This is a genomic window from Streptomyces sp. NBC_00083 (assembly GCF_026343295.1).
Classification (GTDB): Bacteria; Actinomycetota; Actinomycetes; order Streptomycetales; family Streptomycetaceae; genus Streptomyces.
In genome coordinates this window covers 2137399-2149870 of the sequence record NZ_JAPELY010000001.1, presented here as the reverse complement: position 1 = coordinate 2149870, position 12472 = coordinate 2137399, and the positions used below count along the sequence as shown (strand labels likewise).

Genomic DNA, 12472 nt, shown 5'->3' with positions numbered 1-12472 from the left:
GGCCGACGGCCTGGGGCGTCCGGTGCTGGGTGGCGGTCACTTCTCCACGCTCCGCCGTACACCGCCGAGCAGCAACTCGGCGATCATGTACTGGAAGTCCTTGGTGGCGACCCGGCCGTCCTGCACGGCCCAGGCGCCGGCACCGATCAGCCCGTACAGGGCCTCGGTGAGCCAGGCGGGGGTGAGGTCGATCCGGAACTCGCCCTGCTCCTGTCCGCGCCGGAAGAGCGCCGAGACGCGGGCGTCGATGCGGGCCCAGCCCTCGTTCTGCTGCTCGCCCTCGAAGAGCTGGTTCTCGGTGACGAGGAAGGCGAGGAGGCCGGCGACGGGCTCGACCTCGGCGACCAGGCGGCGCAGCGCGTCCGAGGCGGCGCCCTCCTCCAGACGGGCGGCGTCGAGCGCGCCCTCCAGCTCGCGGATGCCGAGTTCCTCCAGCGCTCTGACGAGGGCCTCGCGCCCGGCGAAGTGCCGGTGCAGGGTGGCCCGGCCGATTCCGGCGGCGCGGGCGACCTCGTCCATGGTGGCGGTCGCTTTGCGGGTGAGGAGGGCGGCGGCGGTGCGGAGTACCTGGTCTCGGTCCACGGTCATGAGACAAGCCTAGCCCTGATGAGACAGAGATGTCTCACCAGGGCTGGGTGGCCATCCCGCGGCTGGTGCTACTTCTTCGCGTCGGCCCAAGCGTGCTGCACCGTCAAGTCGGCCTTGATCTCGCCGAGTTGGACGGCGACGGCCGAGGGGGCCGTACCGCCGCGCCCGCTGCGGGAGGCGAGCGCGCCCTTGACGTTGAGGACCGTGCGGACCTCGGGGGTCAGATGCTCGGAGATCTTCGCGAACTGCTCGTCGGTGAGCTGGTCGAGCTCGATGCCGTGCGCCTCGCACTCCTTCACGCACTCCCCCGCCACCTCGTGCGCCACCCGGAACGGCACGCCCTGCTTGACCAGCCACTCGGCGATGTCGGTGGCGAGCGAGAAGCCCGCCGGGGCCAGCTCCTCCATCCGCTCACGGTTGACGGTGAGCGTGGCCATCATCCCGGTGAAGGCGGGCAGCAGCACCTCCAGCTGGTCGCAGGAGTCGAAGACCGGCTCCTTGTCCTCCTGGAGGTCCCGGTTGTACGCGAGCGGCAGCGCCTTCAGGGTCGCCATCAGGCCGGTGAGGTTGCCGATGAGCCGGCCCGACTTGCCGCGCGCCAGCTCGGCGATGTCCGGGTTCTTCTTCTGCGGCATGATCGACGAGCCGGTCGAGAAGGCGTCGTGCAGGGTCACGAAGGAGAACTCCTTCGTGTTCCAGATGATGATCTCCTCCGCGATCCGCGACAGGTTCACGCCGATCATCGCGGTGATGAACGCGAACTCGGCGACGAAGTCCCGCGAGGCCGTGCCGTCGATGGAGTTGCCGACCGAGCCGTGCTCGAAGCCGAGGTCCGCGGCGACCGCCTCCGGGTCGAGCCCGAGCGAGGAGCCGGCGAGCGCGCCGGACCCGTAGGGCGAGACGGCGGTCCGCTCGTCCCACTGCCGCAGGCGTTCCGCGTCCCGGGAGAGGGACTGGACGTGGGCGAGCACGTGGTGGGCGAAGAGCACCGGCTGGGCGTGCTGGAGGTGCGTACGGCCGGGCATGGCGACGTCCGGGTGCGCCTCGGCGAGGCCGACCAGGGCGTCCTGGAGTTCGGCGATGAGGCCGCCGATGATCCGGGCGTGGTCGCGCAGGTACATCCGGAAGAGCGTGGCGACCTGGTCGTTGCGGGACCGGCCGGCGCGGAGCTTGCCGCCGAGGTCGGGGCCGAGGCGCTCCAGGAGGCCGCGCTCCAGGGCGGTGTGGCAGTCCTCGTCGGCGATGGTGCCGACGAAGGTGCCGTCGGCGACATCGGCCGCCAGCTGGTCCAGGCCCGCGAGCATCCGCTGGAGCTCGTCGGCGGTGAGCAGACCGGCCGCGTGGAGCACGCGGGCGTGGGCGCGGGAGCCCGCGATGTCGTACGGGGCGAGCCGCCAGTCGAAGTGGACCGAGGCGGACAGCTTGGCCAGCGCCTCGGCGGGACCGTCGGCGAACCGGGCGCCCCAGAGCCGGACGTCACCGTTGTTGCTGCTCACAGCTCAAGCTCCTCAGAAGTGGATGTGCCACCGTCTCCCCGCCGCGGAGGAGCGGGGAGACGGTCGTGCAACGAGTCACGCTCACCTGAAGTCGCGCCCCGTGGCGAACTCGACGTTGGTATAACTATGCAGAGTTCCGCATTGTTTTGTCAACGCGCCCGATCCGGGACGCACCCGGGCAGCCCGATGGCGCATCGCGGGGAGGCGTCCCGCTTACGGAGCAATCCGTAGCGCTTCGGGGGGCTCGGCACGGTGGCGGCGCTTACGGTCCGGAGCATGCGCCTCGCTGCACTGCTCCTCGCCTCCCTGCTCCTTCCGCTCGCCGCGCCCGGCCCCGCCGCGGCCGGCCCCTCCGCGCCGCTGCCCGAGCGGATGGCCCGCACCGGCGGGGGCAGCCAGCTCCTGACCGCGCAGGCGGCCGGCCTCGGCTCGACCACGGGCCGGCTGACCTGGTGGGACCTGCGCGACGGGCGCTGGGTGGCGGCGGGTTCGGCCCCCGCCAGGTTCGGCGCGAAGGGCCTGACCGAGGGCGACACGCGGGTCCAGGGCACCAACACCACGCCCACCGGCCTGTACGCGCTTCCGTACGCCTTCGGGGTGGCGGCCGCGCCGCCCGGCACCCGCTATCCCTACCGGCGCGCCACCGACCGGTCCTGGTGGTGCCAGGACAACGAGTCCCGGGCCTACAACCGCTGGGTGGAGGTCCTGCCCAAGGACTGCCGGGCGGCCGAGTCGGAGCATCTGACGGCGTACGCGAGCCAGTACGCCCGAGCCCTGGTCATCGGCTTCAACTACCAGCACCCGGTGCGCGGCCGGGGCGCCGGGATCTTCCTGCACGTCAACGGGCGCGGCGCGACCGCCGGCTGTGTGTCGGTGTCCGCCGAGGCGATGGACCGGGTGCTGGCGTGGGCGGTCTTCGCGCGCCGCCCGCACATCGCGATCGGCACGGACACCGGCCCGACCGCGATCACGCGCTACTGAACTCGGCTGTCCCGGGCGGGAGTCGGGGAGCGCGTCCCCGACTCCCGTCAGCGGTGGTCGCTCTGGGCCAGGCGCAGCAGGTGGTCGGCGAGAGCCTGGCCGCCCGAGGGGTCGCGGCTGATCAGCATCAGCGTGTCGTCGCCCGCGATCGTGCCGAGGATGTCGTGCAGTTCGGCCTGGTCGATGGCCGAGGCGAGGAACTGGGCGGCGCCGGGCGGGGTGCGCAGCACCACCAGGTTGGCGGAGGCCTCGGCGGAGATGAGCAGCTCGGCGGAGAGCCGGCGCATCCGCTCCTCCTTCGCCGACTCGCCGAGCGGCGCCTTCGGCGTGCGGAACCCGCCCTCACTGGGCACCGCGTAGATCAGCTCGCCGCCGGTGTTACGGATCTTCACCGCGCCCAGCTCGTCGAGGTCGCGCGAGAGCGTCGCCTGGGTGACGCTCAGCCCGTCGTCCGCGAGCAGCTTGGCGAGCTGGCTCTGGGACCGCACCGGCTGCCGGTTGAGGATGTCCACGATCCGGCGGTGGCGGGCGGTGCGGGTCTGCGGTACGGCGGGGCCGCCCGGCTCGAAGTCCTGCGCCTCGTCGGTCATCGTCGTCTCATTCTCCGGATCGTCCGTCCCCGCCTGCTGCTTCGAGGATGCCGGGCAGCGCCCTGAGGAACGCATCCACTTCCGCGTCACCGATGACGAGCGGCGGCATGAGCCGGATGACGTCGGGCGCGGGCGCGTTGACCAGGAAGCCGGCACCCTGAGCCGCCTGCTGCACCCGAGGTGCGAGGGGCTCGTTGAGCACGATACCCAGCAGCAGCCCCGCACCACGGACATGGGAGACCAACGGGTGCCCCAGGGCCTCGATTCCGTCCCGCAGTTTCTCGCCGGTCCGCTTGACCTGGTCGAGCGCTCCGTCGGCGGCGAGCGTGTCGAGCACGGCGAGTCCGGCGGCGCAGGCGATCGGGTTGCCGCCGAAGGTGGTGCCGTGCATGCCGGGCTTGAGGAGGTCGGCCGTCGCGCCGAACGCGACGGTCGCGCCGATCGGCAGGCCGCCGCCGAGCCCCTTGGCGAGGGTGACGATGTCCGGCTCGACGCCTTCGTGCTGCTGGTGCTCGAACCAGGTGCCGGTCCGTCCGACGCCGGTCTGGATCTCGTCGAGGACGAGGAGCGTTCCGGTGGCGCGGGTGATCTCCCGGGCCGCCTTCAGATAGCCGGCCGGGGGGACGGCCACGCCGATCTCGCCCTGGATGGGCTCGATGATGACGAAGGCGGTCTCCTCGGTGACGGCGGCTCGCAGCGCCTCGACGTCTCCGAACGGTACGTGCGTGACGTCACCGGGCAGCGGCCGGAACGGCTCCTGCTTGCCCGGCTGTCCGGTGAGCGCGAGCGCGCCCATGGTCCGGCCGTGGAAGCCGCCGTCGGTGGCGACCATGTGGGTGCGCCCGGTCAGCCGGCCGATCTTGAACGCGGCCTCGTTGGCCTCGGCACCGGAGTTGCTGAAGTAAACACTGCCGGGCCGGCCGAAGAGCTGGAGCAGCCGTTCGGCGAGCGCCACCGGCGGCTCCGCGATGAACAGGTTCGACACATGGCCGAGCGAGGCGATCTGCTGCGTCACGGCCTGCACGACGGCCGGGTGGGCGTGGCCGAGCGCGTTGACCGCGATGCCGCCCACGAAGTCGGTGTACTCGACGCCGTCCGCGTCCCAGACCGTCGCGCCGGCGCCGCGCACGAGCGCGAGTTTCGGCGTGCCGTAGTTGTCCGTCATGGCGTGCTGCCAGCGCTGTGCGAGTTCCTGGTTGCTCACCGCGCTCCCCCTTGTCCGTCGCGTACGTGCGGTCCGTCCGGCACGACCATCGTGCCGATGCCCTCGTCGGTGAAGATCTCCAGCAGGATCGAGTGCGGCACCCGTCCGTCGATCACGCGCGCGGTGTTGACCCCGTTGCGCACGGCGAACAGGCAGCCCTCCATCTTGGGCACCATGCCGCTGGAGAGTTCGGGCAGCAGCTTCTCCAACTGGGCGGCGGTCAGTTTGCTGATCACGTCGTCACTGTTGGGCCAGTCCTCGTAGAGGCCCTCGACATCGGTCAGGACCATCAGGGTCTCGGCGCCCAGCGCAGCCGCAAGTGCCGCAGCCGCCGTATCAGCATTGACGTTGTAGACATGTCCGTCGTCCTGGGAGCGGGCGATCGAGGAGATGACCGGGATCCGGCCGTCGTCGAGGAGCGCCTGGATCGCGCCCGGGTCGATCGCGGTGATCTGCCCGACCCGCCCGATGTCGACGAGCTCGCCGTCGATCTCGGGGCGGTGCTGGGTGGCGGTGATGGTGTGGGCGTCCTCGCCGGTCATGCCGACGGCGAGCGGGCCGTGCTGGTTGAGCAGCCCGACGAGTTCGCGCTGCACCTGCCCGGCGAGCACCATGCGCACCACGTCCATCGCCTCGGGCGTGGTGACCCTGAGGCCCGCCTTGAACTCGCTGACCAGCCCGTGCTTGTCGAGTTGCGCGCTGATCTGCGGTCCGCCGCCGTGCACGACGACGGGCTTGAGGCCGGACTGGCGCAGGAACACCACGTCCTGCGCGAAGGCGGCCTTCAGGTCCTCGTCGACCATGGCGTTGCCGCCGAACTTGATGACGACGGTCTTGCCGTGGTGCCGGGTCAGCCAGGGCAGCGCCTCGATGAGGATCTGCGCCTTGGGCAGCGCCGTGTGTTTGCGAGTGCTCATGAGCTGTACGCGCTGTTCTCGTGGACGTAGTCGGCGGTGAGGTCGTTGGCCCAGATGACGACGGGCTCGCCGGTGCCGGCGGCGAGGTCGGCGGTGATCCTGACCTCGCGGAAGCGCATGTCGACCAGGTCGCGGTCCTCGCCGAAGGAGCCGTTCTTGCAGACCCACACGCCGTTGATGGCGACGTTGAGGGTGTCCGGGTCGAAGGCGGCCTTCGTGGTGCCGATCGCGGAGAGCACCCGGCCCCAGTTGGGGTCCTCGCCGTGGATGGCGCACTTGAGGAGGTTGTTGCGGGCGATGGACCGCCCGACCTCCACGGCGTCGTCCTCGCTCGCGGCGTTGATCACCTCGATGCGGATGTCCTTGGACGCGCCCTCGGCGTCGCCGATGAGCTGGCGCGCGAGGTCGTCGCAGACGGCCCGTACGGCCTCGGCGAACTCCGTGTACTCCGGAACGATGTGGGAGGCGCCGGAGGCGAGGAGCAGCACGGTGTCGTTGGTGGACATGCAGCCGTCGGAGTCGACCCGGTCGAAGGTCTGGCGCGTCGCGTCGCGCAGCGCCCTGTCGAGGGTGGCCGCGTCCAGGTCGGCGTCGGTGGTGAGCACGACGAGCATGGTGGCGAGCCCGGGTGCGAGCATGCCGGCACCCTTGGCCATGCCGCCCACGGTCCAGCCGCCCCGGGTGGCGACGCTCGTCTTGTGCACGCTGTCGGTGGTCTTGATGGCGATGGCGGCCTTCTCGCCGCCGTGCGGGGAGAGTTCGGCCGCGGCCCGCTCGATGCCGGGCAGCAGCTTGTCCATCGGGAGCAGCACGCCGATGAGCCCGGTGGAGGCCACGGCCACCTCGCCCGCGCTGTGCCCCGCGAGCACCTCGGCGACCTTCTCGGCGGTGGCGTGAGTGTCCTGGAAGCCCTTCGGTCCCGTACAGGCGTTGGCGCCGCCGGAGTTGAGGATGACGGCGCTCACCTCGCCACCCTTGAGCACCTGCTCGGACCAGAGGACCGGGGCGGCCTTGACGCGGTTGGAGGTGAAGACGCCGGCGGCCGCTCGGCGGGGTCCGGTGTTGACCACGAGGGCCAGGTCCGGGTTGCCGTTCTGCTTGATTCCGGCGGCGATGCCCGCCGCCGTGAATCCTTGCGCTGCGGTCACGCTCACGGCGCAACTCCCATCGTGGAAAGGCCCGTCGACTCGTCGAGTCCGAGGGCGATGTTCATGCTCTGCACCGCGCCGCCGGCGGTGCCCTTGGTGAGGTTGTCGATGGCGCTGATCGCGATGACGCGCCCCGCGCCCGCGTCGTACGCCACCTGTACGTGCGCGGCGTTGGACCCGTACACGGAGGCGGTGGCGGGCCACTGCCCCTCGGGGAGCAGGTGCACGAAGGGCTCGTCCGCGAAGGCCTTCTCGTACGCGGCCCGCACGCTCTCGGCGCCGACGCCGGGCCGCGCCTTGGCGGAGCAGGTGGCGAGGATGCCGCGGGACATGGGGGCGAGGGTGGGCGTGAAGGAGACGGTGACGTCTCCGTCGGCCACGGCGCTCAGGTTCTGGATCATCTCGGGGGTGTGCCGGTGGCCGCCGCCCACGCCGTACGGGGACATCGAGCCCATGACCTCGCTGCCGAGGAGGTGCGGCTTGAGCGCCTTGCCCGCGCCGGAGGTGCCGGTGGCGGCGACGACGACGGCCTCGTTCTCGACGAGCCCGGCCTGGTAGGCGGGGAAGAGCGCGAGGGAGACGGCGGTCGGGTAGCAGCCCGGCACCGCGATCCGCCGGGTACCGCTCAACGCGGCCCGTGCGCCCGGCAGTTCGGGCAGCCCGTAGGGCCAGGAGCCGGCGTGCGCCGAGCCGTAGAACGTCTCCCAGTCACCGGCGTCACGGAGCCGGAAGTCGGCCCCCATGTCGACGACGAGGACATCGTCGCCGAGCTGCTCGGCGACCGCGGCGGACTGTCCGTGCGGCAGGGCGAGGAACACGACGTCGTGCCCGGCGAGCACCTCGGCGGTGGTCGGCTCCAGCGTGCGCCCGGCCAGCGGCACGAGATGCGGCTGGAGCGCCCCGAGCGGCTGCCCGGCGTTGGAGTTCGCGGTCAGCGCCCCGATCTCGACCCCGGGGTGCCCGAGCAGCAGACGGAGCAGCTCCCCGCCCGCATACCCACTGGCCCCTGCCACTGCCGCACGTACCGCCGCCATCGAATTCCTCCTCGGTGATGGCATGACTATACGCAGCTATGCAGTTTTATGCAAAGAGTGAGGCGTCGGCGGAGGCAGCGTGCCCGCAGGGCCGGGGACGCCCATGACGACTACGGCCCCCTGGACAGGGAAAGAGTGACTGACGGCTCTCCGCGACCGGGGGGCGGACTTCGCTGAGGACCGAAACGGTCGGACCGGGATATCTGGGGGGAAGATGAAGGACTGGATACCGTTACTTCAGGATTTGGTCTGGCCGATCGCCCTGCTCACGCTCGCGTTCACCTTCCGCCACGGCCTGAGACGGCTCATCACCACCGTCAACAGTCGAGTCGAGCGCGGCGACTCCTTCGAGGCAGGGGCGTCAGGAATCAGGCTCGGGCCGTCGTCCCCGCAGATTCCGACCGGGGCCGAGCCACAGCCCGGCGCGCAGCCCGTTCTCGAAGTGCCGCCGCCGCTGGCCGCACTGACCGGGGCCCCGACCGAGGCCGCTCCCAGGGTTCACCTGGTGCACACCGCGCACCGCGACAACTCGGTCGACCGGGACGGATACCGGTACTTCCGGGTCCGGATCGCGCTCGAGGGCGATACCGACTCCGACCTCGACCGGGTCACCAAGGTCATCTACCACCTGCACCCCACGTTCCGGGATCCCGATCGCACCGTGACGGATCGCTCGACCGGATTCGAGATGACCACGGCAGCGTGGGGAACGTTCAGCCTGACTGCCGATGTCTACGTGAACGACCGCACCGAGCCGATCCGACTGGAGCGGTACTTGAACTTCTGACCGGCTGAGCCTGCCCGGCCCACGCTCGACCCGCCCCCTGAAACGCTCGGTCACACCGGGCGGTCACGCCCGGGATGCGAGGTGCCGCCAGTCGTTCCACGTGTCGAGGCGCTTTCGGTAGGCCGCCTCGACGACGGGATGGGGGTAGGTGCCAAGGAAGAGCCGCAGGGGTGGTGCGGCGGTGTCGACGAGTTCGAGGACGACGGCGGCGGTGGCTCGCGGGTCCTGAGGGGTACGGGCGGACGCACCGGCTCGGCGCGCGGCGCGGACGGGTTCGTACGCGGGAAGCGGCTCGGTGTGCACCGCGGAGGCGCCCGACCAGTCGGTGCCGTAGGGGCCGGGCTCGACCAGGGTCACGTTGATCCCGAGCGGGGCGACCTCCTGGGCCAGGGCCTCGCTCATCCCTTCCAGGGCCCACTTGGAGGCGTTGTAGAGCCCTAGCGTGGGGAAGGCGGCGAGACCACCCAGGCTGGAGACCTGCAGGATGTGACCGCTGCCCTGGGCCCGCAGGTACGGCAGAGCCGCCTGCGTCACCCACAGCGGGCCGAACAGGTTGGTGTCGAGCTGGGCGCGGGCCTGTTCCTCGGTGGTCTCCTCCACCATGCCGAACAGGCCGTAGCCCGCGTTGTTGACGACCACGTCGAGGCGGCCGAAGGTCTCGGCGGCCCGCTGCACCGCGGCAGTGACGGCGGCGCGGTCGGTCACGTCGAGGCGGAGCGGGAGTACGGCGTCCCCGTGGGCTTCCACGAGGGGCCGCAGGGTCTCGAGGTCACGTGTGGTGGCGGCGACGCGGTCGCCACGTTCGAGTGCGGCTTCGGCCCAGATACAGCCGAAGCCGCGGGACGCGCCGGTGATGAACCAGGTCTTCATGGCATCGAGCCTGCGCGGTGCGCACCTCGACAGCCAGCACCCCCACAGGGTTACCCTCGCGCCATGGCGGCCGACAACCTTCTGGGAGATTTCCTCAAGGCCTGGCGCGGACGGGTCGCGCCGGGGGACGTGTCGGTGCCCGCCGGCGGACGACGCCGGGTGGCGGGACTGCGCCGGGAGGAGCTGGCCCGGCTCGCCGGAATCAGCGAGCCGTACCTGGTCCGGCTCGAACAGGGCGTCGACCGCCACCCCTCGCCCCAGGTCCTGAGCTCCCTGGCGCGGGCGCTGAAGCTGGACGCCGACACCTCCGCCCACCTCCACGCCCTCGCCGGCCCCGCGCCCGTGCCGCCGTCGCGGACCGGCGTCTCCGCGGACATCCACCGGCTGCTCGACGCGTGGCAGGACCGTCCCGCGTACGTACGCGACCGGTGCTTCGACGTACTGGCGGCGAACAAGCGGGCCCGCGCGCTCGCTTCCCTGTACGAACCCGGCAGCAACCTGGTCCGGTCGGTGTTCCTCGACCCGGCGTCCCGCCGGCTCTTCCCGGACTGGACGGAGGTCGCCGCGCAGACCGCGGCGGCCCTGCGCGCCGAGGCCGACCCGCACGACCCCCGGACCGTCCGCCTCGTCGCCGAGCTGGAGGGGGACGAGGAGTTCCGCCGTCTGTGGGCGCGGCACGAGACCCGGCCCGCCCGGGACGAACTCAAGCGCTTCGCGCACCCGGTCGTCGGCAGCCTCGCCCTGCGAAGGCAGGCACTCACCGTCGGCGGCGCCGAGCAGCAGGTGATCATCGTGTACCAGGCACCGGACGGGAGCCCGTCCGAAGCGGCCCTGGCGCGCCTTGTGTGACACGCCGGGCGTCTGCCCCGGCAGACGAGTCCGGGCCGGCTCAGCGTTGCGGCATCGGGATGCCCGCCGCGCGCAGCTTCGCCTCGGTCAGAGCGGTCAGGCGGGCGGCGACCGGCGCCTGGTCCTCGCGGTGGCTGTTGATCAGCTGGTACTGGGCCGAGGCCTTCGCCCACTCCCGCTGGCCTTCCGGGTCTCCGCGCAGCGCCGGGTTGGCGAGGTGCCGCGCGGCCATGGCGTCCGCGAGCTCCTCGATCCTCGGGTCGTCCGGGTCCCAGGCCTCCGCCTCGTGGCCCCGCCGCGTCAGCTCGACGTGCTCCGGGTCGTCCAGGCCGCGCTCCAGCTGGGCCAGGAACCCGTCGAACCCGTCGGGCACCAGGGCTTTGGCCAGCACCAGGGCCTCGCGCTGCGCGGCCACGTAGTCGGGGGCGAAGCCGAGACCGCGCATCCGTTCCAGGATCGCGCAGGCACGGTCGGGAAGCAGCGCACGATCGCCGTCGGCGAGCCGGCGCAAGGTGTCACGCCGGGCCGTCAACTCTTCGATCCGATCGGCCAGTTGAGCCTCCACATCGGCGAGTACGGTGGCGAACCCCGCGGCGTCCGCGTCGAGCAGCGGCCCGATCCCGGCCAGCGGCACACCCGCCGCGGCCAGTGTCCGCACCTGCACCAGGTGCAGCAACTCCGCCGAACCGTACCGCCGGTAGCCGGAGCTGTCGCGCTCGGGCTCCCCCACCAGGCCGAGCTTGTGATAGTGCCGCACCGTCTTCACCGTGACACCGACGAACGACGCAGCCTGCCCGATCGTGACCCCATTGCTCATCGGCCCAGCCTGCCGGAGAACACCTCGGCGACGAAACGCTCCTGGGCGGCCCGGAAGGCCGGGGCTATCGCGAGACCGGCGTCGTCCACCCAGGTCAGCCCGGCGGTCAGGGTCGTCGTGCCGTCGGGTGAGCCGTACATCAGGGCGGCCGAGCCCATGGTGGCGCCGTTGTGGTGGAAGACGGTGCCGCCGCCCGGCGTCTCCTGCGCGAAGATCCCCAGGCCGTAGCCGGCCGTCGCCTCCGGCGCCCGCATCTCGGCCAGCAGCCCGGACGGCAGGAGCCTGCCGCCCATCAGTGCGGAGACGAAGGTGTGCAGGTCCTGGGTGGTCGAGATCATGTCGCCGCCGGCTCCGACCCAGGACGGGTTCTGACGGGTCACGTCGACGACGCGCTCCTGTCCGGCGTCCTCGTACCGGTAGTAGCCGCGGTTGTGCGGCTCGGGAAGTTCGGGCGAGGCGCCGGGCGCCACGGTCGAGGTCATCCCCAGCGGCGCCAGGACCAGCCGCCGCAGCTCCTCGGCGAACGTACGCCCCGTGACGCGCTCGATCACCATCCGGGCCAGTACGTAGTTGGTGTTGGCGTAGCTCCAGCCCGTTCCCGGCGCGAACCGGGCCGGCTTGGAGAGCGACAGCCGGACCAGGTCTTCGGGGAGGTAGGTCGTGAACCGGTTCTCCACCCACTCCTTGCCCTGCCAGGGGACGCCGAGCACGATCGTGCCGTCGTCGTACAGCTCGCCGGTGTGGTTGAAGATGCCGGTGGTGTGCTGCAACAGCATGCGCACGGTGATGCGTCGGTCGAGGCCGGGGCCGAGGCCGGGGAGGTGGTCGACGGCGGGCGCGTCGAGGCCGAGCCTGCCCTCGGCCACCAGGAGGAGCGCCACGGTCGCGACGAAGCACTTGGTGGTGCTGCCGATACGGAAGTGGCCGTCGGTCAGCGGTGCGGTGGTGCCGCCGCGGCTGCTCAGACCGGCGCTGCCGACCCACTCGCCGTGGTCGTCGTTGACGCGGAGCTGGATCCCGAGGAAGCCGGCCTCGGTCAACTCCTGGAGCGCGGAGCGGAGTTCGGGGCGCCCCCGCTGGTCGTTCCGGCCGGGGACGGGGACGAGCGTCATGGTGGGCTCCTTCTCGGGGCGGGCCCGGTAGTGGCGGGCCTCGCGATGAGCTTCCGCCCTGCCCCAAGGTCAACCTCAA

13 protein-coding genes are annotated in these 12472 nt (G+C 71.7%); 3 read left to right on the top strand and 10 right to left on the bottom strand.

Going from position 1 to position 12472, the window contains the following annotated elements; genetic code table 11:
* Window positions 1-36: 36 nt before the first annotated feature.
* Together OOJ98_RS09450 and argH are read right to left on the bottom strand one after the other, a co-directional pair.
* Window positions 37-588 (bottom strand): TetR/AcrR family transcriptional regulator, encoded by a 552-nt coding sequence (locus OOJ98_RS09450; protein ID WP_267054173.1) that lies wholly within the window; start codon window positions 586-588, stop codon window positions 37-39.
* 68 nt (window positions 589-656) lie between these two features.
* A complete protein-coding gene (gene argH, locus OOJ98_RS09445; protein ID WP_267054172.1) occupies window positions 657-2084 on the bottom strand; it encodes an argininosuccinate lyase in 1428 nt (475 codons plus the stop codon).
* A gap of 276 nt (window positions 2085-2360) precedes the next feature.
* Between argH and OOJ98_RS09440 the strand changes: the two genes are divergently transcribed.
* Window positions 2361-3065 (top strand): L,D-transpeptidase, encoded by a 705-nt coding sequence (locus OOJ98_RS09440; RefSeq protein WP_267054171.1) that lies wholly within the window; start codon window positions 2361-2363, stop codon window positions 3063-3065.
* A gap of 47 nt (window positions 3066-3112) precedes the next feature.
* On the opposite strand, the gene OOJ98_RS09435 is transcribed toward OOJ98_RS09440, so the two are convergent.
* The 5 genes from OOJ98_RS09435 to argC are packed head-to-tail and all read right to left on the bottom strand — an operon-like array spanning window position 3113 to window position 7958.
* A complete protein-coding gene (locus OOJ98_RS09435) occupies window positions 3113-3655 on the bottom strand; it encodes an arginine repressor (RefSeq protein WP_267054170.1) in 543 nt (180 codons plus the stop codon).
* A 7-nt stretch (window positions 3656-3662) separates the two neighbouring features.
* A complete protein-coding gene (locus OOJ98_RS09430) occupies window positions 3663-4820 on the bottom strand; it encodes an acetylornithine transaminase (RefSeq protein ID WP_267055577.1) in 1158 nt (385 codons plus the stop codon).
* Window positions 4821-4855: 35 nt separating this feature from the next.
* A complete protein-coding gene (gene argB / locus OOJ98_RS09425) occupies window positions 4856-5776 on the bottom strand; it encodes an acetylglutamate kinase (protein WP_267054169.1) in 921 nt (306 codons plus the stop codon).
* Window positions 5773-6930, bottom strand: coding sequence for a bifunctional glutamate N-acetyltransferase/amino-acid acetyltransferase ArgJ (argJ, locus tag OOJ98_RS09420; protein WP_267054168.1), 1158 nt, complete (start codon window positions 6928-6930; stop codon window positions 5773-5775). Before argJ ends, argB begins: the two co-directional genes overlap by 4 nt.
* Window positions 6927-7958, bottom strand: coding sequence for an N-acetyl-gamma-glutamyl-phosphate reductase (gene argC, locus OOJ98_RS09415; protein ID WP_267054167.1), 1032 nt, complete (start codon window positions 7956-7958; stop codon window positions 6927-6929). The genes argJ and argC overlap by 4 nt, the downstream gene beginning before the upstream one ends.
* Before the next feature lie 214 nt (window positions 7959-8172).
* Between argC and OOJ98_RS09410 the strand changes: the two genes are divergently transcribed.
* The gene (locus OOJ98_RS09410; RefSeq protein WP_267054166.1) at window positions 8173-8745 is read left to right on the top strand and encodes a pYEATS domain-containing protein; all 573 of its coding nucleotides are present in this window, start codon (window positions 8173-8175) and stop codon (window positions 8743-8745) included.
* Between the two features lie 63 nt (window positions 8746-8808).
* Here OOJ98_RS09410 and OOJ98_RS09405 read toward each other — a convergent pair whose 3' ends face one another.
* Entirely contained in the window at window positions 8809-9615 is an 807-nt protein-coding gene (locus tag OOJ98_RS09405) for an SDR family oxidoreductase (protein WP_267054165.1), read from the bottom strand.
* A gap of 63 nt (window positions 9616-9678) precedes the next feature.
* Here OOJ98_RS09405 and OOJ98_RS09400 point away from each other — a divergent pair, with 63 nt between their 5' ends.
* On the top strand, window positions 9679-10464 hold the full coding sequence (locus OOJ98_RS09400; RefSeq protein ID WP_267054164.1) for a helix-turn-helix domain-containing protein: 786 nt from the start codon (window positions 9679-9681) through the stop codon (window positions 10462-10464).
* A gap of 40 nt (window positions 10465-10504) precedes the next feature.
* Here OOJ98_RS09400 and OOJ98_RS09395 read toward each other — a convergent pair whose 3' ends face one another.
* Both OOJ98_RS09395 and OOJ98_RS09390 read right to left on the bottom strand, forming a co-directional pair.
* Window positions 10505-11281: a MerR family transcriptional regulator gene (locus tag OOJ98_RS09395; protein ID WP_267054163.1), complete on the bottom strand. Its 777-nt coding sequence runs from the start codon at window positions 11279-11281 to the stop codon at window positions 10505-10507.
* Entirely contained in the window at window positions 11278-12393 is a 1116-nt protein-coding gene (locus tag OOJ98_RS09390; RefSeq protein ID WP_267054162.1) for a serine hydrolase, read from the bottom strand. The genes OOJ98_RS09395 and OOJ98_RS09390 overlap by 4 nt, the downstream gene beginning before the upstream one ends.
* Window positions 12394-12472 lie beyond the last annotated feature (79 nt).

What these genes read in the sequence shown, in the direction of transcription:
- OOJ98_RS09450 (WP_267054173.1), bottom strand. Translation starts at nt 588, where the DNA reads ATGACCGTGGACCGAGACCAGGTACTCCGCACCGCCGCCGCCCTCCTC.
- OOJ98_RS09440 (WP_267054171.1), top strand. Translation starts at nt 2,361, where the DNA reads ATGCGCCTCGCTGCACTGCTCCTCGCCTCCCTGCTCCTTCCGCTCGCC.
- OOJ98_RS09435 (WP_267054170.1), bottom strand. Translation starts at nt 3,655, where the DNA reads ATGACCGACGAGGCGCAGGACTTCGAGCCGGGCGGCCCCGCCGTACCG.
- OOJ98_RS09430 (WP_267055577.1), bottom strand. Translation starts at nt 4,820, where the DNA reads ATGACGGACAACTACGGCACGCCGAAACTCGCGCTCGTGCGCGGCGCC.
- argB (WP_267054169.1), bottom strand. Translation starts at nt 5,776, where the DNA reads ATGAGCACTCGCAAACACACGGCGCTGCCCAAGGCGCAGATCCTCATC.
- argC (WP_267054167.1), bottom strand. Translation starts at nt 7,958, where the DNA reads ATGGCGGCGGTACGTGCGGCAGTGGCAGGGGCCAGTGGGTATGCGGGC.
- OOJ98_RS09410 (WP_267054166.1), top strand. Translation starts at nt 8,173, where the DNA reads ATGAAGGACTGGATACCGTTACTTCAGGATTTGGTCTGGCCGATCGCC.
- OOJ98_RS09405 (WP_267054165.1), bottom strand. Translation starts at nt 9,615, where the DNA reads ATGAAGACCTGGTTCATCACCGGCGCGTCCCGCGGCTTCGGCTGTATC.
- OOJ98_RS09400 (WP_267054164.1), top strand. Translation starts at nt 9,679, where the DNA reads ATGGCGGCCGACAACCTTCTGGGAGATTTCCTCAAGGCCTGGCGCGGA.
- OOJ98_RS09395 (WP_267054163.1), bottom strand. Translation starts at nt 11,281, where the DNA reads ATGAGCAATGGGGTCACGATCGGGCAGGCTGCGTCGTTCGTCGGTGTC.
- OOJ98_RS09390 (WP_267054162.1), bottom strand. Translation starts at nt 12,393, where the DNA reads ATGACGCTCGTCCCCGTCCCCGGCCGGAACGACCAGCGGGGGCGCCCC.